20 protein-coding genes, 1 tRNA gene and 1 other RNA gene are annotated in these 20,094 nt (G+C 70.8%); 11 read left to right on the forward strand and 11 right to left on the reverse strand.

The window, feature by feature from the left end:
* Window positions 1-25: 25 nt before the first annotated feature.
* Window positions 26-673 (reverse strand): response regulator, encoded by a 648-nt coding sequence (locus ACPXBU_RS22395; protein WP_425759537.1) that lies wholly within the window; start codon window positions 671-673, stop codon window positions 26-28.
* A complete protein-coding gene (locus tag ACPXBU_RS22400) occupies window positions 661-1,881 on the reverse strand; it encodes a sensor domain-containing protein (protein WP_425759538.1) in 1,221 nt (406 codons plus the stop codon). Before ACPXBU_RS22400 ends, ACPXBU_RS22395 begins: the two co-directional genes overlap by 13 nt.
* 110 nt (window positions 1,882-1,991) lie before the next feature.
* Between ACPXBU_RS22400 and ACPXBU_RS22405 the strand changes: the two genes are divergently transcribed.
* Window positions 1,992-3,140 carry a serine hydrolase domain-containing protein gene (locus tag ACPXBU_RS22405; RefSeq protein WP_425759540.1) on the forward strand — a complete coding sequence of 383 codons (1,149 nt, stop codon included), beginning with the start codon at window positions 1,992-1,994 and terminating at the stop codon, window positions 3,138-3,140.
* Window positions 3,141-3,208: 68 nt separating this feature from the next.
* The gene (locus tag ACPXBU_RS22410; protein ID WP_425759541.1) at window positions 3,209-4,759 is read left to right on the forward strand and encodes an alpha/beta hydrolase; all 1,551 of its coding nucleotides are present in this window, start codon (window positions 3,209-3,211) and stop codon (window positions 4,757-4,759) included.
* 14 nt (window positions 4,760-4,773) lie between these two features.
* Here the strand turns inward: ACPXBU_RS22410 and ACPXBU_RS22415 are convergent, their stop codons facing one another.
* Together ACPXBU_RS22415 and ACPXBU_RS22420 are read right to left on the reverse strand one after the other, a co-directional pair.
* Entirely contained in the window at window positions 4,774-5,268 is a 495-nt protein-coding gene (locus tag ACPXBU_RS22415) for a hypothetical protein (protein WP_425759542.1), read from the reverse strand.
* A 96-nt stretch (window positions 5,269-5,364) separates the two neighbouring features.
* Window positions 5,365-5,994, reverse strand: a complete 630-nt coding sequence (locus tag ACPXBU_RS22420; RefSeq protein WP_425759543.1) for a TetR family transcriptional regulator — start codon at window positions 5,992-5,994, stop codon at window positions 5,365-5,367.
* 46 nt (window positions 5,995-6,040) lie between these two features.
* Here ACPXBU_RS22420 and ACPXBU_RS22425 point away from each other — a divergent pair, with 46 nt between their 5' ends.
* Window positions 6,041-6,958, forward strand: coding sequence for an SDR family NAD(P)-dependent oxidoreductase (locus ACPXBU_RS22425; protein ID WP_425759544.1), 918 nt, complete (start codon window positions 6,041-6,043; stop codon window positions 6,956-6,958).
* A gap of 18 nt (window positions 6,959-6,976) precedes the next feature.
* Here the strand turns inward: ACPXBU_RS22425 and ACPXBU_RS22430 are convergent, their stop codons facing one another.
* Together ACPXBU_RS22430 and ACPXBU_RS22435 are read right to left on the reverse strand one after the other, a co-directional pair.
* Entirely contained in the window at window positions 6,977-7,534 is a 558-nt protein-coding gene (locus tag ACPXBU_RS22430) for a hypothetical protein (RefSeq protein WP_425759545.1), read from the reverse strand.
* Window positions 7,535-7,628: 94 nt separating this feature from the next.
* Window positions 7,629-8,351 carry an alpha/beta hydrolase gene (locus ACPXBU_RS22435; RefSeq protein WP_425759546.1) on the reverse strand — a complete coding sequence of 241 codons (723 nt, stop codon included), beginning with the start codon at window positions 8,349-8,351 and terminating at the stop codon, window positions 7,629-7,631.
* Between the two features lie 57 nt (window positions 8,352-8,408).
* On the opposite strand from ACPXBU_RS22435, the gene ACPXBU_RS22440 reads away from it, so the two are divergent.
* A complete protein-coding gene (locus ACPXBU_RS22440) occupies window positions 8,409-8,978 on the forward strand; it encodes a TetR/AcrR family transcriptional regulator (RefSeq protein WP_393369205.1) in 570 nt (189 codons plus the stop codon).
* A 139-nt stretch (window positions 8,979-9,117) separates the two neighbouring features.
* On the opposite strand, the gene ACPXBU_RS22445 is transcribed toward ACPXBU_RS22440, so the two are convergent.
* Complete coding sequence (locus ACPXBU_RS22445) at window positions 9,118-9,309, reverse strand: DUF397 domain-containing protein (RefSeq protein ID WP_393369208.1); 192 nt, start codon at window positions 9,307-9,309, stop codon at window positions 9,118-9,120.
* The gene (locus ACPXBU_RS22450) at window positions 9,300-10,067 is read right to left on the reverse strand and encodes a Scr1 family TA system antitoxin-like transcriptional regulator (protein WP_425759547.1); all 768 of its coding nucleotides are present in this window, start codon (window positions 10,065-10,067) and stop codon (window positions 9,300-9,302) included. The genes ACPXBU_RS22445 and ACPXBU_RS22450 overlap by 10 nt, the downstream gene beginning before the upstream one ends.
* A gap of 200 nt (window positions 10,068-10,267) precedes the next feature.
* Here ACPXBU_RS22450 and ACPXBU_RS22455 point away from each other — a divergent pair, with 200 nt between their 5' ends.
* Entirely contained in the window at window positions 10,268-10,528 is a 261-nt protein-coding gene (locus ACPXBU_RS22455; RefSeq protein ID WP_425759548.1) for a flavin reductase, read from the forward strand.
* Between the two features lie 342 nt (window positions 10,529-10,870).
* Here ACPXBU_RS22455 and ACPXBU_RS22460 read toward each other — a convergent pair whose 3' ends face one another.
* Entirely contained in the window at window positions 10,871-11,707 is an 837-nt protein-coding gene (locus ACPXBU_RS22460) for a class I SAM-dependent methyltransferase (protein WP_425759549.1), read from the reverse strand.
* Window positions 11,708-12,089: 382 nt separating this feature from the next.
* Window positions 12,090-12,174 (reverse strand) — tRNA-Ser (locus tag ACPXBU_RS22465).
* 82 nt (window positions 12,175-12,256) lie between these two features.
* Between ACPXBU_RS22465 and ffs the strand changes: the two genes are divergently transcribed.
* Together ffs and ACPXBU_RS22475 are read left to right on the forward strand one after the other, a co-directional pair.
* Window positions 12,257-12,346: signal recognition particle sRNA small type (gene ffs / locus ACPXBU_RS22470), an RNA gene on the forward strand.
* A gap of 203 nt (window positions 12,347-12,549) precedes the next feature.
* Complete coding sequence (locus ACPXBU_RS22475; protein ID WP_425759550.1) at window positions 12,550-15,720, forward strand: DNA polymerase III subunit gamma and tau; 3,171 nt, start codon at window positions 12,550-12,552, stop codon at window positions 15,718-15,720.
* A 58-nt stretch (window positions 15,721-15,778) separates the two neighbouring features.
* Here the strand turns inward: ACPXBU_RS22475 and ACPXBU_RS22480 are convergent, their stop codons facing one another.
* Window positions 15,779-16,450, reverse strand: a complete 672-nt coding sequence (locus ACPXBU_RS22480; protein ID WP_425759551.1) for a DUF998 domain-containing protein — start codon at window positions 16,448-16,450, stop codon at window positions 15,779-15,781.
* 202 nt (window positions 16,451-16,652) lie between these two features.
* On the opposite strand from ACPXBU_RS22480, the gene ACPXBU_RS22485 reads away from it, so the two are divergent.
* The 4 genes from ACPXBU_RS22485 (at window position 16,653) to ACPXBU_RS22500 (ending at window position 20,038) form a co-directional block, all read left to right on the forward strand.
* Window positions 16,653-16,961, forward strand: coding sequence for a YbaB/EbfC family nucleoid-associated protein (locus ACPXBU_RS22485; protein WP_007466279.1), 309 nt, complete (start codon window positions 16,653-16,655; stop codon window positions 16,959-16,961).
* A gap of 8 nt (window positions 16,962-16,969) precedes the next feature.
* The gene (recR, locus tag ACPXBU_RS22490) at window positions 16,970-17,563 is read left to right on the forward strand and encodes a recombination mediator RecR (protein WP_393369223.1); all 594 of its coding nucleotides are present in this window, start codon (window positions 16,970-16,972) and stop codon (window positions 17,561-17,563) included.
* Between the two features lie 113 nt (window positions 17,564-17,676).
* Window positions 17,677-18,135, forward strand: coding sequence for a hypothetical protein (locus tag ACPXBU_RS22495; protein WP_425759552.1), 459 nt, complete (start codon window positions 17,677-17,679; stop codon window positions 18,133-18,135).
* A gap of 232 nt (window positions 18,136-18,367) precedes the next feature.
* A complete protein-coding gene (locus ACPXBU_RS22500) occupies window positions 18,368-20,038 on the forward strand; it encodes an ABC transporter substrate-binding protein (RefSeq protein WP_393369226.1) in 1,671 nt (556 codons plus the stop codon).
* Window positions 20,039-20,094: the final 56 nt, after the last annotated feature.

The raw sequence follows: 20,094 nt of genomic DNA on the forward strand, positions 1-20,094 counted from the left end.
AGCGGACCGGCCCGCTCAGCGCTGCTCACCTGCCCGGGCCATTGAGGAAGGTGAGCACGGCGGCGACGCGGCGGTGCACGTCGGTGTCGGGCGGCAGGTCGAGTTTGGTGAAGATGTTGCCGATGTGCTTGCTCACCGCCCGCTCGGTGACCACGAGCTGGGTGGCGATGCCGGTGTTGGTGCTGCCTCCCGCCATCAACGCGAGCACCTGGCGCTCGCGTGGGGTGAGGCCGGCGAGCGGGCTACGCCGGGCGGCGACGAGTTGCGCCACGACCTGGGGATCCAGCACGGTGCCGCCAGCGGCGACCCGGCGCAGCGCGTCGAGGAACTCCTCGACCCGGGACACCCGGTCCTTGAGGAGGTAACCGACAGCGCCCTGCCCGTCGGCGAGCAACTCGGTCGCGTAGGCGCGCTCCACGTACTGGGACAGCAGCAGCACCGGCAGCCCCGGGTGCTGCCGGCGGGCGGTCAAGGCGGTCCGGAGCCCTTCGTCGCGGAACGTGGGTGGCAGTCGGATGTCCACGATGGCGACGTCGGGCCGCTGCCGGTCGATCGCCGCGAGGATGTCGGCAGGTGAATCCACCGCGGCCGTCACCTCGAAGCCGGCGGTGCTGAGCAGCAGGTTGAGCCCCTCCTGGAGGAGGATGTTGTCTTCGGCGATCAGGACGCGCACGGCAACTCCACGCGCAGCACCGTCGGCCCACCGACGGGGCTGCTCAGCTCGACCCTGCCGTCCAACGCCGCGACCCGACGGCGGATGCCGGTCAGGCCGGTGCCCGTCGATGTCCGTGCGCCACCGACGCCGTCGTCGCTCACGTTGACCACGAGCCGGCCCGCCCGGTGTTCGACCCGCAGGTCGCCGCCTGTCGCCCGGCTGTGTCGGGCGATGTTGGCCAGTGCCTCCGCGACGACGAAGTAGGCGGCGCTCTCCAGCGCCGCCGGTAGTCGTTGCAGCGGGGTGACCCGGACGGTGAGCGGCACCGGACAGTCGGCCGCGAGTGCGTGCACCGCACCGGGCAACCCCCGGTCGGCGAGAATCGGCGGATAGATGCCTCGCACCACGGCCCGTAGCTCGGTCAGCGCGGCCTCGACGTTCGTCCGGGCGCGGTCGATCAGTTGGTCGGCGAGCGCCGGGTCGACGGCTCGTTGACCCTGCGCGACACCGAGGTGGATGGCGATCGCCACCAACCGGGCCTGGGTGCCGTCGTGCAGGTCGCGCTCGATCCGTCGTAGCTCCGCCGCGTGCGCGTCGAGCGCGCCGGACCGGGTGGCGGTCAGTTCCGTGACCCGGCGCTCCAACCGGCTCCGCGACGACGGCGCGAGCGCTGTCCGGGCGGCCCGCGCGTACGCCACGCCGAAGGCCGGAACGGCCGACCGCAGGAGCGTCAACGCGGCGAGCGCGAGCAGGGGTGGCACCAGCAGTGCGTCGCCCCAGCTCGTGATCGGCACGACGAAGGTGAGTGGTGCCTCGTCCGGCGCGACCCACCACGTGAGCGGGACGATCGTCCCGCCGAGCGCGAACACCCAGAGCAGCAGCACGCCGGCCGTGAGCGGCACTCCGACGATGGCATGCGCGGCCAGCCAGGCCACGTTTCGGTAGGTGGCCACGTCACCCGCGGCGGCGCGTAGCCGTTCGACAGGTGTCGGCTCGGGCTCCCGGGGCTCGGCCCCGGCCAGCGCGACGAGCAGTCGGTGCGCGCGGCGTCGTTCCAGGCCGGCGAGCCATCCGAGGAAGCGCACGGCCGGGGCCAGCAGCGGGAGGCCGACCAGGACGAGGCTCAACCCGAGTGCCCCGGCCAGCGCGCCGATCGAGACCACCGCGACGAGCGCGGTGGAGCCGCCCGTCACCAGGTACGTCGTTGCGAACCATGCCCGCCGCATCGTCATATTCTGCGTCCACAACGGAGGCCCGGGCAGTGTAGCCAGCTACACCATTGGTTCGGGTCCCTGCTCCCTCGTCGGCGCACCCGGCCGTCCCTAGCGTCGATGACATGAGAAAACCGCAACGTCTCGGCGTGCTCGCCGGGGTCGTCCTGCTCGCCGTCGGTGCTGCGAGCGCGCCGGCTGCGGCCCACCGACCAGGGCAGGGGTGTTCCACCCGGCCGGCGACGACGGCCGCGCTGCACGACCTGACCACCATCCACCGGCTGGCCGGCGCGGCCATCGAGGTGCACGGGCCCGAGTGCGGCCGGTGGTCCGCCGTCGAGGGCCGGGCCGACCTGCGAACGGGCCGGCCGATGCAGGTCAACGAGCGGATCAGGATCGGCAGCTCCACCAAGACGTTCACCGCGACAGTGGTGCTGCAACTCGTCGCCGAGGGCCGTCTGGGGCTTGACGTCCCCATCGAGGCGTACCTGCCCGGCCTGATCCGGGGCATCGGGCACGACGGTCGACGGATCAGCGTGCGTGATCTGCTGCGGCACACAAGCGGCCTGCCCGACCATGTCGACGCGCTGGACTGGGACCGGGTGGACCGGTGGCGGTACCGGCACTATTCGTCGGCGGAGCTGGTCGCGATGGCACTGGCCCAGCCGTCGCCCGGTGCGGGCTGGCACTACTCGACCACAAACTACGTCCTTGCCGGCCTGATCGTGGAGCAGGTCACCGGCCGCGACATCGGCGAGGAGATCGGTCGGCGGATCATCGGTCCGCTGGGCCTGACCGATACCTACTGGCCGGGCGACTCGGTGCGGATCCGGGGGGCGCATCCGCGCGGCTACGCGTTGGCCGCTGCCGAGCGGCGGCGAGACGTCACGGAGTTCAATATGTCGTACGGCGGGGCCGGCGGGGCGCTGGTCTCGACCCTCGCCGACCAGAATCGCTTCTTCGCCGCGCTGCTCGGCGGTCAGCTACTCGACCCCGTCCGCCTCGCGGCGCTGACCGAGACCGTGTCGGCCGACCCGGACCGACTGTGGCCCGCCGCCCGATACGGCCTCGGGATCATCTCGACGCCGCTGGACGACTGTGGCGGAACCCTGTACTGGGGCCACGGCGGGACGACGCCGGGCTTCCGCACCCTGGGCGGCGTCACCGCCGACGGTCGACGGGCGCAGCTCGTCGTGAACGACGAACCGGCGTCGTACGAGAGCTGGCAGGCGCTGCGGACGACCCTCCACGCCGCGCTCTGTGAGGCCCGGTGACCCGCCGCCGGCCGGGCTCCCCGACGACGAATCCGACGACACATCCGACGACGAGGGAGACGAGAGCGATGACCTGGAATGCTGTGCTCACCAGCGCGACGCGAACGGTAGCGGTGCTGGCCGCCGTCACCATCACCGTCACGGCCGTGGCCGGCCCGGTTCGGGCCGATGCCAATGATCTGGGCGGCTACGAGCGACAACGATTGTTCTGGCACACCTGTCAGCGGGATTCGGCCGACCAGCCCGGTGCGGAGTTGGATCAGGCGGGCGCGAGCTGCACCGAGTTGACCGTGCCACTGGACTACGCCCGCCCGCGCGGCGCCACCATCACCCTCGCGTTGTCCCGGCTCGCGGCGACCGACACCGCGCGCCGGGTCGGCGTCCTGCTGCTGAACACCGGCGGTCCGGGGGCGCCGGGGATGTCGGATGTCCTGCCGATCCGGCAGTGGCTGGGTGACGTCGGGGCGACGTTCGACTTGATCGGGTTGGATCCCCGGTTCGTTGGTCGCAGCACCCCACTGGACTGCGGCTGGCCGACCGGCACCTTGAGCCGCTCGGCCGGGCCGGACCGCGCGTCCTTCGACCGGCTGATCGCCTTCGAGCGCGATCTCGCCGCCCGGTGCGCTCGTCGCGGCGGTGACCTGCTGCCGCACGTGACCACCCGAAACACGGCCCGCGACATGGATCTCCTGCGGGCCGTGCTCGGCGAGTCGAAGCTGTCCTACCTCGGCTACTCCTACGGCACGTACCTCGGTGCGGTCTACCTGCAGATGTTCCCCGAGCGTGCGGACCGGGTCGTCCTGGACAGCGCCGTCGACCCGGCGGGCTACGGCGCGCGGGTGCTGCGCGAGGCCGGGCCCGCCAACGAGGTCGCATTACGCGACTGGGCTGACTGGGTGGCACGCCACCATGACCGGTACGGCCTGGGCGGCACGGGCCAGCAGGTGCTGGCCGTCCTGGACGGGATCTGGGCCGCCGCGACCCGCCGTTCACTGCGGGTGGGCGAATACCGGGTCGACCGACAGTCGCTGCCGTTCCTGCTGCTCAACCGGCTCAGCGACGACCGGGACGAGTCCCACGCCGATCTCGCCCAGACGGTCCAGGTGCTTCGGCAGGCCGCGACGACGGGATCGGCGACGCCCACCGCGTCGATGGCGGACACGCTGTCGTTCCTGCTGACCGGCGCCGAGTCGGCAACGGGTAGCGCGCAGGCCGCGATCCTCTGCGGCGACGTGCCGGTGTCCCGCGACCCGGGGGACTACTGGCGGGACATCCGTCAGCATCACGCCAGCGAGCCGCGGTTCGGGGAGCTGACCAGGGCGATCAACCCGTGTGCATTCTGGCCGCAGGGGCCACGGGAGCGGCCGACAGTGGTGGGAAACGCGGTGCCCGCTCTGATCGTGCAGTCGACCGGCGACACTCGGACGATCTACCGGCACGGTCAGGCGATGCACCGAGCGCTGACCGGCTCCCGGCTGCTCACCCTGCGCGACGCGCGGATCCACGGAGTCTTCGGCAACTATGGCAACGCCTGCGTGGACGGGGCGGTCATCGCCTATCTCGCCGACGGCAGGTTGCCCGCGACCGACCTCGAGTGCGTCAGCACCGCGTCACGTTGATCCGTCTGCGCCGGTCAGCACGGGCCCGCACCCTCCTCGAAGAGGCGGCGGGCCCAGTCGGCGTACCCGGCGATGGTCTTTCGGACCGTGTGTCCGTCGTGCAGGAAGAGGTACGCGCGGTCGCCGCTGCGCGCGAGCAGCCCGTCGAGACGGTATGTCCCCTGTGGAGCGTGAAGGCGGCTGACCTGCGGGTAGCGGGCCCAGACCTCGTCGATGGGCGAGCCCGCGGTGATGCCCTCCGGTGTCCGCATCGGGTCGCCGACCCAGAGCAGCACCAGTTTGTCCTCCACGAAGACCGGGCTGACGGTGTCGTGGCCGGCGAGCGTCGGCCCGCAGGCGTCCATATTGGTCAGCAGGATGCCGCGTCGGGCCAGCTCCTGCTCCGTGTCACCGAACTCGATGTTGCGCAGGCCGTTCAGGTCGATGATCTCCACGCTGCCGGCGGGCCGGCCGTCCGGGATCGGCCCGGTCGGCGGCACTCCGCTGCCAGCAATCCAGGCAGCCGTCATCAGCGTGGCAATAAACGCGAATTGTCGCAATTTCATGGAATCCCCCAGTCCCCAACGGGACGGGAGCGTTCAGGTTGCTGCCGGTCCCCGTATTTCTCAGCGGCCTGCGGGACGCGTCTCGACGGTGCCGGCTTTCTGTCCGCGGATGATGGCTGCCGGGTGCAGGAATGCGAACGCGCGGTCAAGTAGCGCAGCCCGGTCGGCGGTGCCGTCAGAACGCAGCCATTCCTGCGAAACCGTGTCGAGGATCGCGGCCGCGGCGTTGGTGAGTAGCTCCGCGTCGAACGAGTCGAGCCGCACGCCCGGTCGATCGCGCAGCGCGTCGCTGACGTGTCGGCGCCACTGTGCCCGCTTCTGATACAGGCGGGCATGCAGCGACGGCGTCGATTCGATCAGGCGGAGGCTGGCGAGCGTCTGCTCAGACGTGTGGATCTGCCGTTCCCACCGGCTCAAGACCTGGTGCAGGGACTGCCACGGGTCCTCGTCGGCGGGCCGTGCGCGGATGTCCTCGACGACCTGCTCGCCGGTGACGTCCACCCCGCCGAACACGGCGTCTTCCTTCGCCGGAAAGTAGCGGAAGAAGCTCCGTTTGGTGAGCCCGGCGGCCTGGGCGATCTCGTCGACAGTCGTCTCGTCGAACCCGCGTTCGGCGAACAGGCCCAGCGCCACCCGAGCGATCTCTGCGCGAACCGCGCGCCGCGTACGTTCACGTAGTCCCTCAGCCACGCACCGGAGTCTACTTCACAACATCACATGCCTATCCTGTCACCCGGTGTCGTACATTGACGGCGATCTGAGTAGAGGGGAGGCGGCGGCGATGACGCTGAACGGCAAGACCGTCCTGGTGACCGGCGGCACGGGCGGAATTGGCAAGGAGACCGCCCGGGGACTGGCTCGGCTCGACGCCCGTGTCGTCCTCGTCGGACGCGACAGTGGTCGGGCAGGCGCCGCGGCCGTAGAGCTTCAGCGCGACACCGGCAACGGCAATGTCGACACGCTCACCGCCGATCTGACCCGGCGACGCGATCTGCACCGACTGGCCGACCAGGTGACCGCGCGGTACGGGAGCCTGGACGTGCTGATCAACAACGTCGGTGTGACCAGGGAACGACGCGAACTGACCGAGGACGGCATCGAGACCACCTTCGCCGCCAACGTCATCGCCCCATATCTACTGACCCACCTGCTGCTGCCGGCGCTGAAGGATGTCCCAGCGGCTCGGGTCATCAACATCACCGGCGGCATTCCGCGAGGATCTATTGACCTCGACAACCTGCAAGGCGAGAAGTCCTACGTCGGGTTGTCGTTCTACAACCAGACCAAGCTGGCGCTGATGGCGATGAGCCACACGTTCGCCGAACGCCTGACCGGGACCGGCGTGACCCTCAACGTGGCCTACCCCGGCCACGCGTACACGTCGCTGAACCAGGGCCTGACCACCAACACCTACCCGACGCTGGCGCGGCCCATCGTCCCGCTGCTACGTCTGGCGCTGCCGGTCCTCTACGGGCACCGAGCGGTGGTCAAGGCATCGACATCAAGCATCTACCTCGCCTCCAGCCAGCAGGCGCAGGGGATGCACCATACCTACGTCAACAGCCGGTGCCAGCGCACCCCATGGCCCGACGCGGTCCTCGACAGACGCAACCGCGACACCATCTGGGCGCTCTGCGAGAAGCTCGCCGGCTAGGCCGACCCGGTGGCGTCCTCAGCGCTCTTCCTCCCACTGTTCGACCAGCTCGTCCCAGTAGTCGGCGCTGAGCCGACGCCGTCCGTGCGCCAGCCAGCCGTCGGTGTTCCGTTCCAGGTGCAACCCCAGTTCGGCGAACGGGTCGATCCACGTACCCGGCTCCGCGCCGAGCCGCGTCAGGGCCGAGTTGATCGGCCACTGCTCGCGCGGGTCATCGAAGACGTCGGCGAAATGGGGGCCCCACGACAGAGTCCCGCCCAGCCACACCGCCGCCGACTGGTAGCCGTCACCGCCGAAGAACTCCGCCTCCAGGTACGCCACCGGCCCCGACGTGGACCAGGCCTCCAGCAACTCGACCAGCGGCGGCGACAGCACCAGCGCGAACGGCTGCTCGGCGCTGGGATCGTCCGCCGCGTAATCCGGCAGTGATCCGGTCAGCTCGACAATCAACTGCGGGGTGATCGGCAGCAGCGCGAAGTCCTGGCGCAGCTCGCCGAGGACCGCGTGATCCAGCTCGGCGGTGTGCTCCCGGAGCAGCTCGGCGTCCGCGACCACCGCGCTGAGCTGGTAACCCATCGATCCCTCCGCCATCCACAGCCTGTGGATAGAACATGTGTACGACGGTCGTGTGATCCGTCGATGCCTGGCACCGTACCGGTTGTGGTTGTGGTCAGACCCGCCCCGGCGGCACCGCGGCGGTCCGCACCGCATCGGCGAGCAGTTGCGGATGGGACAGCATCGGGTGGTGGCCGGCGGGTAGTTCGACGGTCCGGGTCGCGCGGGCGGCCTGGGACCGTTGCAGGGCGGGTGGGGTGGCCCGGTCCTCGGCGCAGACGATCGCCGTCGACGGCAGGTGACGCCACCCCGCGTACCGGACCGGGGCGGTGAGCACCGAAGCGGCCTGTCGGGTCAGGCGGGCGACCGCACCCTCGACCGCCTGCTCGTCGCAGTCCTGGAGAAACAGGTCGCGCACCGACTCGTGTCGCGCGCCAAATGTGCCATCCGGAAAGAATTCCAGGTGGGGGGCCGGCTCCGCCGGGCCGAGGTGGGCAAGGGCCTGCCCGACGTCCGGCAGGAAAGAGGAGACGTACACCAGATGAGCGACCTCGCCGGCGTCGGCGGCCTCGGTCGCGACCACCCCGCCGTAGGAGTGCCCCACCAGCACTGCCGGGCCGACCTCGCGCAGCACCCGTCGGGTCTCGGCGACGTCGGCCGCGAAGTCGGCTGCGGCACCCGCCACCTCGCCGCAGCTCGGCAGCCGGACCGCGACGCTGTCCAGCCCGTCGGCTCGCAGCGCGGCGGCGACCCGCGACCACCACCACTCGCCGTCGCGGACGCAGGCTCCGTGCACGAACACCACATTCATCGCTGTCTCCCGTCGGAGGATCGTCACCAGTTCGCTCCGTCCTCGACGTTAGACGTAGCAATCGTTACGTGAAAAAGTGGCGGCATGGGACGCCGTCTACAGCCGGAGATCCGTGAGCGGCTCCTCGACGGGTGCGTCGAACACCTGCTGGAGCACGGGCTCCCGGTCACCTCGTTGACGCCGGTCGCGGCGGCGGTTGGAGTCAGCCCCCGCATGCTGATCTATCACTTCAGCACGAAGGATCGGCTGGTCCGGTCGGCGCTGATCGAGGCCCGGCGGCGGCAGCGAGCGCTGTTCGAGAATGCCTTGCGGCATCGCCCCGGCACGCCCTACGTCGACACCCTGGCCGCGGCCTGGGCGACCCTCTCCGGGTCGGCTGCCCGACGCTACGTGCGCCTGTTCAGCGTCGTGCAAGCGCTGCCGCCGGCCGAGACGCCCTGGCAAAACTTCCCGGTGATGGCGGTGCATGACTGGCTGCCCACGATCGCCGGCGGGCTACGCGCCGACCGTCACCCCCAGGCGGATGTGCTGGCCACGTTGGTCCTCGGGGTGGCGCGTGGGCTCCTGCTCGACGATCGAGCGACAGGTGAACACGACCGCACCGGGGAGGCGTTCGCCGCCTTTCTCGGCATGCTGGCCGGCCACCGGAGTTGAACCCGGCTGAGGCCGCGAGCCCAACTCCGTGACCGGCTCAGATCTTGGACACTTTCCGTTCAGCCGAGGGAACGGAAAGTTTCCAAGATCTCGCTGGGCGCGCGGTCAGCCGGGCGGGTCACCGAGGCGTCGGGGGCGGTCAGGCTCGCCGGGCGAGCTGGCTGACGAACGCGCGCCAGGCCGTCGGCGCGAAGGCGAGCGCCGGGCCGTTCGGGTCCTTGGAATCCCGTACGCCGACCACGTCGGGCAGGTTGTCGGCGACCTCCACACAGTTGCCGCCGTTGCCGCTGCTGCGGCTGCTCTTGCGCCACCGGGTGCCGTTCAGCTCCATGACTCCGCCACTTCCCTGATGAGATCGACCGACTGCCAGTGGGACAGCGCCTCCCCGCGCACGTTCTCCCATGCCGCCATCATGGCCGCGATGTCCTCTGGGTCGCTAGCGACTTGGCCCTGGAGTTGGTTGTCGAGGTAGCCGGCGACCCGGTGGTCAGGACTGTGCGCGATCACGAACGGCCCGTTGAGGCCGGCGTAGGCGCCGACCGTGCTGGGCACGACATGCACCCGGATGTGCGGCTCGGCGCAGGCCGCTGCCACGGCCAGCAGTTGCTCGCGCATGGTCGACCGGCCACCCACCGGTCGGCGGAGGATCGCCTCGTCGATGACCGCCGTGAACTGCGGCGGGTCGTCGCGCTTGAGCACTCCCTGTCGGCCGAGTCGGACCGTGAGGTGCCGCTCGATCTCACCCCGGGGGATCAGGCCCGCGCCGCTCAACACGGCACGGGCGTACGCCTCGGTCTGCAGCAACCCCGGCAGGACGGTCGACTCGTATGACCGAAGCGACACCGCCTCCCGCTCGATCTCCTGCCACGAACGAAACCAAATGGGATCACGACGTCTTGAAGTGTCCGGCCAGATGTCCGGCACCTTCTTGCGGAGAGCCTCGGCTGCCGCCAGGCGGTGCCGAGGATGCGGGATGCGGTCCTCGGTTAACCACCGCCCCACGGTCTTCGGGTCGACGCCGACCGTCTCGGCGAGAGATTCGGTGGTGTGTCCGGTGTCGCTGAGCGCTACCCGCAACGCGTCGTTCACGGCCCCTCCATCGAGATGTCTCAAATATCTGAGGACCATATCGCTACGCGGTGTATCTGTCTGGTGACGCGCCCGAGGGTGGTCCACAGAAGACGGCGCGACCGGTGGAGGCGCAGCAGCCCGGCGGTCGGCGTCAGTCAGAGGGTCGCCCCGGCGGGGAGGGCGGGGTGACCCTCTTCCACCGCAAAGGAGGCTCGCCCATGCCCCGCCGCCCGCCCATGCCCCGCCGCCGCCACCGGGATCACGTACCGACTCGCCCCACCTGGCGTTGCGCGGCATGCGGCATCGCCTGGCCCTGCTCGGCGGCGAAGCTGCGGTTGCTCGGCGAGTATCGACACGATCGACTGGCGTTGACCGTCTACCTGGCGACGCTTCAGGCCGAGGCCGGCGAACAGTTGGCCGAGCTGGACCCCACCCGGCTGAGGGAACGCTTCCTCTCCTGGGCCCGCGCCCGTGCCTGACGGTGCTGCCGCGCCCGCGCCCGCGCCCGCGCCTGACCGTGCCCGCGCTCGCGCTCGCGCTCGCGCCCGGCCGAGCTGCCGCGCCTGACCGGGCCGCTGCCGCGCCCACGCCTGACGGGCTGCTTCCGCCTGGTCGGATCGGGCTGCCTCACCGGGTCCGCCTACCTGTAGAGCTGCCCCACAAATGGGGCAGCTCTACAGGCGCGCACTCGGGCACGCGCGACTGCGGCGACCGCGGCGTGACTGCGGCGACCGCGGCGCGACCGCAGCGACCGCGGCGACCGCGGCGTGACTGCGGCGACCCCGGTGGGACTGCGGCGACCCCCGGCGCGACCCCGGATGTCAGGGGTGCCAGATCGCCACTTCGATGTCGCTTCGCCTCTCGGCGAAGCGGCCGTCCCGTGCGGCAGTCGTCAAGAGCTGGCGCAGATCCGCCTCGAAGTCCGGGAGCCGGTCGCCGAACAGGTGCGGTGCCGAACTGGACAGCGAGAACACCGCCGAGGTGACCTCGTCCACGGAGCGTTCCACGACGACCCCCTGTTCGACGGTGATCCAGGTGGGGTCGGTGAAGCCCGCCTCGCGCATGATCTCGGCCTCGCCGGAGGGGGTGCCCCCTGGCAACAACGCCTGGCCGGCCCGACGGATCGGCCCCAGGTAACTTGCGACCAGCTCGTCGATCCGCGGCCAGGGTGCTCGGGGGTAGGGCAGCGGGTCGTCCCCGGCCACGCCCTGATGCGTGTTCGCGCCCACGTGGACCCAGGCCCCGTCGGGCGTGAGCATGTCGCGGACGCGCCGAGCCACGAGTGGGCGGTCCATCCAGTGGAACGACTGGGCGAACGTGGCCACCCGGAAGACGCCCAGGTCGGCCGGCAGGGCCTCGGCGCGTAGGTGTCGCCACTCGACGTTGAGCACCCCGACACCGTCAGCTCTGCGCCGCCCCTCGGCGAGCATGTCCTGGTCGGCGTCGACGCCCACCGCCGCCTCGAACAGGGGCGCGAGCAGCAGCGTCAACGATCCGGGCCCGCAGCCCACGTCCAGGAGTCGACCGGTGCCGTCGAGGTCGAGCGCGGTACGGATGGCGTCGGCGAGACCGGCGGGGTAGGGCAGCCGTCCGACGCTGTAGTGGCGGGCGCTGCCCGCGTACAAAGTCTCGTCCCACTGCCACGTCGTCTCGGTCACGACGTCGATGAGACCACGGGGCGGGTGGTGGCGTCTCGCGCGGCACGGTTGCGGACACAAAGCTCTACAAGACGGAGCTGCGCGACGCCAACCCGGAGTACGCCAGCCTGCGCTGGTGCACGCTCGGCGGCACGAGCATGCCGACGGTGCTGAGCGGCGCGCGGACGTTCGGCTGCCAGCTCGACGGCGCGAAGGGCGCGGTTATCGGCCCGGTCTTCGTGGACGAGGACGGGACCCGGTCCCTCGGGGGCGGCGACCTTGAGAGGTGGCTTTCGGCGCGGGGCGCGGAGAGTGTCCGGGTGATGGGCTGGCGCCACCCCGGAGACGACTCAGGGCCGGTCCCCGTGGGGGCCGGCCCTGTCGTTCGTGCAGCTCAGGCGAGCGGAGGATACGAGATTCGAACTCGTGAGGGTGTAAACCCAACACGCTTTCCAAGCGTGCGCCCTAGGCCTCTAGGCGAATCCTCCGCGAGCCAGGATACAGGCCCCCGCCGGCCGGGCCACCCCACCACCCCCTGAAGATCGACGGGCGGTCGGGTAGGCTTGGCGGCACCTCCCGTGCGGCGGTATCTCGTGAACCTCCCCAGGGCCGGAAGGCAGCAAGGATAAGCGAGCTCTGCCGGGTGCACGGGAGGCCTTTTCGTCTGTGGGCCGGTTGATCCACTCGACATCCGTGATGTCGGGGCATCCCGGGCATGCGGACACCCCGATTTCCCGGAAGCCGAGTCGATCAAGGCCGGAAGCCGAGTCGGTCAACGCGCGCCGACCATGCTGCCCGGCGGGGTGGGTGGTCACCCGCGCCCGACCGGCGCAGAATGGCTCGGTCGAGAGGAGGCGGGACGAGTGACGCTGGCGCTCTACCGCAAGTACCGGCCGCGTACCTTTGCTGAGGTCATCGGTCAGGAGCACGTGACCGAGCCGCTGTCGCAGGCGCTGCGCAGCGGCCGGCTCAACCACGCCTACCTCTTCTCCGGCCCCCGTGGCTGCGGCAAGACCACCAGCGCCCGGATCATGGCCCGCTCGCTCAACTGTGAGCAGGGCCCCACTCCCGAGCCGTGCGGCAAATGTGCCTCCTGCCGCTCGCTGGCCGCCGACGGTGCCGGCTCCATCGACGTGATCGAGATCGACGCGGCCAGCCACGGCGGTGTCGACGACGCCCGCGAGCTGCGCGAACGCGCGTTCTTCGCGCCGGCCAGCAGCCGTTTCAAGATCTACATCATCGACGAGGCGCACATGGTCTCGACCCAGGGCTTCAACGCCCTGCTCAAACTGGTCGAGGAGCCCCCGGAGTACGTCAAGTTCATCTTCGCCACCACCGAGCCGGAGAAGGTCCTCGGCACGATCCGGTCGCGGACCCACCACTACCCGTTCCGGCTGTTTCCGCCGAAGGTGGTCCGCCCGTACCTGGAGCAACTCACCCAGGCCGAGGGCGTCGCCGTCGAGCCGGCGGTCTTTCCTCTTGTGGTCCGCGCCGGTGGCGGCAGCATGCGGGACAGCCTCTCGGTGCTCGACCAGCTCATCGCCGGCGCCGGCGCGGAGGGGGTCAGCTACGCGCGGGCCGTCGCGCTGCTCGGAGTCACCGACTCGGCGCTGATCGACGAGATGTGCGACGCGCTTGCCGCCGGTGACGGCGCCGCCGCGTACGCCACCGTCGACCGGGTCGCCGAGGCCGGCCACGACATGCGCCGATTCGCCTCCGACCTGCTGGAACGGCTCCGCGACCTGATCGTCATCCAGCAGGTGCCGGACGCCGCCGCGAAGGGTCTGATCGACGGCCCGGGCGACCAGATCGAGCGGATGGCCGCCCAGGCCGCGCAGCTCGGCTCGGCCACGCTGTCGCGCTGCGCCGACATCGTGCACAACGGGCTGGTCGAGATGCGCGGCACCACCGCGCCCCGACTGCTGCTGGAGCTGATCTGCGCCCGGATGCTGCTGCCCGGCGCGGACGACTCCACAGGTGGCCTGCTCCAACGCCTCGAACGGATGGAACGCCGGCTCACCCTGAGCGGCACCGACGCGCCGCCGGCCGCCGCCGGCTCCGCGCCGACCAACCACCCGGGAGTACGCCCACAGCACGCCGCTCCGGTCCCGGCTGCCGCGAACCCAGCACCCGTCAACGCCCCGACCTCCGCACCGCCGTGGGCTGTCGACCCGGCCACGTCCCCGACCCGGAACGCCGCGACCTCGGGCGCTCCCGCCCCGGCTGCTTCGGTCTCCGGCGCACCTGCCTCGCACGGCCCGGCCTCCGGCGCGCCTGCCTCGCACGGTCCGGCCTCCGGCGCGCCTGCCTCGCACGCTCCGACCTCGGGCGCGCCTGCGTCATACGGTCCGACCTCGGGCGCGTCTGCCTCGCACGGTCCGACCTCGGGCGTGCCTGCCTCGCACGCTCCGACCTCCGGTGCGTCTGCCTCGCACGGTCCGACCTCGGGCGCACCTGCCTCGCACGTTTCGGCCGCCGACTCGCCGATCCCGGCGTCACCCGGTGCGTCGGCCGTCGCCGGGTCGGCACCCGTTTCGCCCGCCGGGTCGGCCCCCCGTCGTGTGGTGCCACCGTCGGCGGTGCTGCCCGACCCGGCCACGCCCCAGCCCCCCCGACCGGGTGCGCCGGCCGCAGCGTTGGACGCCGTCGCGGTCCGCCGGGTCTGGCCCGACGTGGTCGGCAAGGTCAACCGGACCAACAAGCGGATCGCCGCCCTGATGCGCGACGCCGTGGTGCGTGAACTCGACGGCGACACGCTGGTGCTGACGGTCAAGTCCACAGTGTTGGCCAAGATGATGGCCGACCACGCGGCGGTGCTCACCGACGCGCTCTACGAGGAGTTGGGCGGGCGCTGGCAGATCCGCTGCGAGGTGGCCGGCGAGCGCGGAGGCGTGTCGCTGTCCAGCCCACCGCGCTCGCAACCCGCCGCGCCGGCCCGACCAGCCGCGCCGGACATGCCGCCCGCCCCGACGAACGCCACGACCCCGACTGCCGCCGGCCCGACGAGCACGCCGCCAGCCGCGCCAAGCCCGAACCCCGCGCCCGGCTCGAATCCCGGGTCGGGCTCGAACCTCGGGTCGGGCTCGAACCTCGGGTCGGGCTCGAACCTCGGGTCGGGCTCGAACCTCGGGTCGGGCTCGAACCCCGGATCCGGCTCGAACCCCGGGTCCGGCTCGAACGCCAGGCCGAGTTCGAATGCAGCGCCTGGCTCGAATGCCGCGCCGGGTGCGACCGCCACACCAAGCTCGAACGCCGTGCCTGGCGTTGGCGCCGCGTCTGGTTCGAACCCCACGCCTGGCTCGACCCCCACGCCCGGTGCTGGTGGTCGGGGCGCGGTTCCGTCCGCCCCGGCGGCGGACGACGACTGGCCGGAGGCGGCCCGCCCCGGCGGCGGCGCTCCCGTCGCCGAGGCGACGGATGACGAGGACTGGCCGGAAGCGGCCCGCCCCGGCGGTGTGGCGGCCGGAAACGAGTCGAGTTCCCACTCCGCGCCGACCTCGGCCGGCGCGAACGGCAGCGCCGGGAACGGGAACGCCGGAAACGGTAGCGGCACCAACGGCGGTAACCCCACCAACGGCGGTAACCCCAACGGCGGCGGCGCGAACGGCACCGGACCGGGTGGTTCGGGTGGGGCAGCAGCAGGTGGCGGTAAGCCGGGCGGGCGGGGTAACCCGACACCGGCGGCCCGGCAGCCGGCGACAGCCGGTGGTGCGCCGGTGAGCAGCGCCATCGCCGCGGCTCGCGCGGCGGCGGCGGGGCGCGGTGCGCGTACCGGAGCGGCAGCCCGGCCCGTCGCGGACGCCGAGTGGGCCGGCGAGCCGCCCTACGACCCGGACTTCGACGGCCCCGCGCGGGCCGGCCGGCCCGGCGGCGCGGCACCGGCCCCGGCCTTCGAGGGGTTCGACCCGGGCGACGAGCCGCTGGACGAGATCATCGACGAGAAGACCGCGCGGGAGTCGAGCGAGGAGCAGGCGGTACGGCTGCTCCGGGACACCTTGGGCGCGGAGAAGATCAACGAAGTCGACGCTCGCTAGGCACGCCCCGGCTTGGCGATCTTGCACTTTCGGTCGCCGTTTTGTGGAGAATGCCCTCTTATTTCTGGGCAGGAAGTGCAAGATCGCGCACGGGGCGGGTTTCGGCTAGGAGGACGCCTAGGCAGCAGGCCCAGAGGGGGAAGGGGAGGACGGCTACTCGTTCCATGCCGCCCACTCCGATTCCCAGGCCCTGCTGGGCGAAGAACAGCACCGACCCGACCAGCGCGACGAGCCCGGCGGCGAGGGTGAGCCGTCGCCGCCGGCCGAGCGTCGTGGTGTCCGGTGCGAAGCCGGCGAGCAGCAGACCGACGTTGCCGATTCCCATGATCAGAAATGCGCCGAGGACGTGCAGGTTCTCGTCGATGTCGGCCGGGTAGAGGGCCGCCAGGGCGTAGCCGCCGCTGGCCAGCAGCAGGAGGACCTGCGCCGTGCGCACCACGCCACCGCGACCGAGGAGCCGCCAGGTCAGCAGGAGCCCGGCGGCGAGCAGGACGGCGGTGACAAGCATCGAGGCGTTCATCAGCGGGTGCCAGGGCGAGCAGACGTAGCGGGGTCTGGTGGTGTCCCAGATGCCGCAGTGGGCGTTGCCGAGATCGCTGATGTTGTGGGTGGCCCAACTGTAGGCCGGCTGCCGCCAGCGCAGTCCGGTGACCAGATTGGCGACGAGGAATACCGGTGCGGCTGCCGCCCAGCACAGCGCGCCGGCCCGGCCGGTGCGGTTGAGGTTCATGCCGTCGAGCACACCAGCGCGACGGGTCCCGGCGCACTACTGGCAGATGGCCGGTTCGGGGTAGTGATAGCCGTACCCGGAGGGCTCGGCGTGGGGCACGTACCGGACGGGGGCGTGGTCGGTCCCAGCGGATAGGCTGGGCGGCGGCCGAGCAGACGAGTGCGAGAAGGAGCCATCCGTGCGCCCAGGTGGACAGCCGAACATGCAGCAGATGCTGAAGCAGGCGCAGAAGATGCAGCAGCAGATCGCCGCCGCCCAGGCCGAGCTGGCCGAGGCCGAGCTGACCGGCACGGCCGGCGGAGGGCTGGTCACCGCGACCGTCTCCGGCTCCGGTGAGCTGAAGGCCATCAAGATCGACCCGAAGGCCGTCGACCCGGACGACGTGGAGACGCTTGAGGACCTGGTGGTCGCGGCCGTGCACAACGCCGCCGAGGCCGCCCGCGAGCTGACCGAGCGCAAGATGGGTCCGGTCGCCGGTGGCATGGGCGGCCTCGGCCTGCCCGGTTTCTGAGCCGGCAGATGTACGAAGGTGCCATCCAGGACCTGATCGACGAGCTGGGGCGGCTGCCGGGCGTGGGCCCGAAGAGCGCCCAGCGGATCGCCTTCCACGTCCTGTCGGCCGACCCGGCCGACGTCAACCGCCTGGCCGGCGCGCTGCGCAAGGTCAAGGAGCTGGTGCGCTTCTGCACGACCTGTTACAACGTGGCCGAGTCCGAGCAGTGCCGGATCTGCCGCGACCCGCGCCGCACCGACGAGGTGCTGTGCGTGGTGGAGGAGCCAAAGGACGTGGTGGCCATCGAGCGGACCGGTGAGTTCCGCGGTCGCTACCACGTGCTGGGCGGCGCGATCAATCCGCTGGAGGGGATCGGCCCGGACAATCTGCGTATCCGGGAGCTGCTGATCCGGCTCGGTGGGGGCGGCATCCGGGAGTTGATCCTGGCCACCGACCCGAACACCGAGGGCGAGGCGACCGCCACCTATCTGGCGCTGATGGTGAAGCCGATGGGGATCTCGGTGACCCGGCTGGCCAGCGGGCTGCCGGTCGGCGGCGACCTGGAGTACGCCGACGAGATCACCCTCGGCCGGGCCTTCGAGGGGCGCCGGGCCGTCTGATCCCTGGGCCGCCGGTCTGCCGGCGATGACGCCACGATGAGATACAACTGAGTGGATGCGATGGGCCCGCGTGTCGAGCGCGGGCCCACCGGCGTACCACTTGGAGGTGGCGAGTGGCGACACGGCAGCCGGTCCAGCAGTCCTGGACCCCGGCGGTGCTGGTGATCGTGCTGGCCCTGGTCATCGCGGTCCCCACCGTGGCGATCGAGGTGGGGTTCCGGCGAATGGCCACGGACGGCCGCGCGGAACAGGCCCGGGCCGAAGCCGACGTGACCCGCTTCACGCAGGCGTACGCCGACGCGGTGGTCGCCGACGGCGACCTGGCGCCGACCGACGACCGGTTGGCGGCGGTCGCGGAGGGCGCCCGGGTGCAGGTGCGGGAGGTGCGCAGGCTGCCCGATCTCACGGTGATCGTGTACGGAGAGGCCCTCTTCAGCGGAATGTACTCGGTGAGCAGGTCGGACGTCTGCTACCGCGTGACCTTCCACGACCTGGGTACGGCCGCGGCGGGTTCGGTTGCCGAGCGGCTGGCGGACTGCCCACCACCCGTGCCCGGGCCGACACCCTCCTGACGCGTCGCGACGTCGTCGACGGTGCCGCCCCCGTTCCGGTGTCCGGTCCGGCACGGATCGATGTGTCGCTCCCTGTCTGCGCCGTGCCGTCGACTGTCAGACCTCGGCGCAAGGTGTCGGCTTGGTAGCGATTGCCTAACGCCCGTTCCGCTTGACGTGTGACATGTCATAGCCTCCCGCACACGGACCGAGCCACAGCTCGGCGTGGTCATGCGCATGACAGAGGTGAGAGATGCAGGCGAGAAGGCTAAAAACGGCCGTGGCCATCGCGGCCGTTGCCGCTCTGGCGGTCGGCGCGGCCGGCTGCGCGGAGAGCGAGCGCGGCGACAGTGGCGAGGCCAAGACTGGCGGCACCTTCATCTTCGCGGGTGCCGGTGACCCGAAGAACTTCGACCCGATCTTCAACGATGACGGTGAGTCGTTCCGGCCGGTCCGGCAGATGTTCGACACCCTGGTGAGCCACAAGCCGGGCACGGCGGAGCTTCAGGGCGGTCTGGCGGAGAGCTGGGAGCACGACCCGGATGGCAAGGTCTGGACGTTCAAGCTCCGTCAGGGCGTGAAGTTCCACGACGGTACGCCGTTCAACGCCGCCGCGGTCTGCTTCAACTTCGACCGCTGGTACAACATGAAGGGCGCCGCCGCCCAGTCCCAGATGATCTACTACATGGACGTCTTCGGGGGCTTCGCCAAGAACGAGAGCGAGTCCGCCGGCAAGCCGGTCTACAACAAGTGTGAGGCGCAGGGCGACGGCACCGCGGTCGTCACGCTGAACCAGTACAAGGGCGCCTTCCCGGGGGCCTTCGCGCTGACCTCGCTGTCGATCGCGAGCCCGGAGGCGTTGAAGAAGTACGACGCCAACACGGTGAAGCAGAACGGCGACTCGTTCGAGTACAGCGCCTTCGCCACCACCAACCCGGTCGGCACCGGCCCGTTCACCTTCGGTGGCTGGGACAAGGCCAAGAACGAGATCACCTTGAACCGCAACCCGGACTACTTTGGCGACAAGGCCAAGGTGGACAAGATGATCATCAAGATCATCAAGGACGAGAGCACCCGTAAGCAGGAGCTTCGTGCCGGCACCGTCCAGGGCATCGACTTCCCGGCCCCGGCCGACCGCAAGGCGCTCGAGGGTGAGGGCTTCCAGGTCATCAACCGCCCGGCGTTCAACATCCTCTACCTCGGCCTCAACCAGAAGAACCCGAAGCTGAAGGACCTGCGGGTGCGCCAGGCGATCGCCTACGCCCTCAACCGCCAGCAGCTGGTGCAGACCAAGGGCCCGGGCGGCGCGAAGGTCGCCGACGAGTTCCTGCCGGACACCGTGCTCGGCTACGCCCCGGACGTGCAGAAGTACGAGTACAACCCGGAGAAGGCCAAGCAGCTCCTCAAGGACGCTGGCGCCGAGGGCCTGACGCTCAACTTCTACTACCCGCCGGACGTCACCCGGCCGTACATGCCGAACCCGCAGGAGATCTTCACCGTCCTCGCCAACGACCTGCAGGCCGTCGGCATCAAGGTCAACGGTGTGCCTCGCCCGTGGAACGGTGGCTTCAAGGACGACGTGCAGCAGTTCGGCAAGCAGGACCTGCACATCCTCGGCTGGACGGGTGACTACAACGACCCGGGCAACTTCGTCGGCACCTTCTTCGGCCGGGCCAAGGTCGAGTTCGGCGACCAGTCGATGACCGAGATGTTCGACGCCATCGCCAAGGCTGACGGCATCGTCGACGACGCGGGCAAGAAGGCGGCCTGGGAGCAGGTCAACCGGGACATCGCCGCCAAGTGGCTGCCGGCCGTGCCGGTCTGGCACGCTCCGCCGGCCATCGTCGTCACCAAGGATGTCAAGGGCGTGGTGGCCAGCCCGTTGACCGACGAGCGATTCAACACGGTCAGCATCAGCAAGTGACGTCCCTCGGCTGAGGCCGTAGGCGTGATCGGCCCGGGTCCGGGGTTCCTCCCGGC

Source organism: Micromonospora sp. DT231 (genome assembly GCF_049847025.1).
Taxonomy (GTDB): Bacteria; Actinomycetota; Actinomycetes; order Mycobacteriales; family Micromonosporaceae; genus Micromonospora.

What these genes read in the sequence shown, in the direction of transcription:
- ACPXBU_RS22410 (WP_425759541.1), top strand. Translation starts at nt 3,209, where the DNA reads ATGACCTGGAATGCTGTGCTCACCAGCGCGACGCGAACGGTAGCGGTG.
- ACPXBU_RS22485 (WP_007466279.1), top strand. Translation starts at nt 16,653, where the DNA reads ATGCAGCAGATGCTGAAGCAGGCGCAGAAGATGCAGCAGCAGATCGCC.
- ACPXBU_RS22430 (WP_425759545.1), bottom strand. Translation starts at nt 7,534, where the DNA reads ATGGGTTACCAGCTCAGCGCGGTGGTCGCGGACGCCGAGCTGCTCCGG.
- ACPXBU_RS22405 (WP_425759540.1), top strand. Translation starts at nt 1,992, where the DNA reads ATGAGAAAACCGCAACGTCTCGGCGTGCTCGCCGGGGTCGTCCTGCTC.
- recR (WP_393369223.1), top strand. Translation starts at nt 16,970, where the DNA reads ATGTACGAAGGTGCCATCCAGGACCTGATCGACGAGCTGGGGCGGCTG.
- ACPXBU_RS22500 (WP_393369226.1), top strand. Translation starts at nt 18,368, where the DNA reads ATGCAGGCGAGAAGGCTAAAAACGGCCGTGGCCATCGCGGCCGTTGCC.
- ACPXBU_RS22445 (WP_393369208.1), bottom strand. Translation starts at nt 9,309, where the DNA reads ATGGAGCTGAACGGCACCCGGTGGCGCAAGAGCAGCCGCAGCAGCGGC.
- ACPXBU_RS22415 (WP_425759542.1), bottom strand. Translation starts at nt 5,268, where the DNA reads ATGACGGCTGCCTGGATTGCTGGCAGCGGAGTGCCGCCGACCGGGCCG.
- ACPXBU_RS22455 (WP_425759548.1), top strand. Translation starts at nt 10,268, where the DNA reads ATGCCCCGCCGCCCGCCCATGCCCCGCCGCCGCCACCGGGATCACGTA.
- ACPXBU_RS22440 (WP_393369205.1), top strand. Translation starts at nt 8,409, where the DNA reads ATGGGACGCCGTCTACAGCCGGAGATCCGTGAGCGGCTCCTCGACGGG.
- ACPXBU_RS22480 (WP_425759551.1), bottom strand. Translation starts at nt 16,450, where the DNA reads ATGAACCTCAACCGCACCGGCCGGGCCGGCGCGCTGTGCTGGGCGGCA.
- ACPXBU_RS22400 (WP_425759538.1), bottom strand. Translation starts at nt 1,881, where the DNA reads ATGCGGCGGGCATGGTTCGCAACGACGTACCTGGTGACGGGCGGCTCC.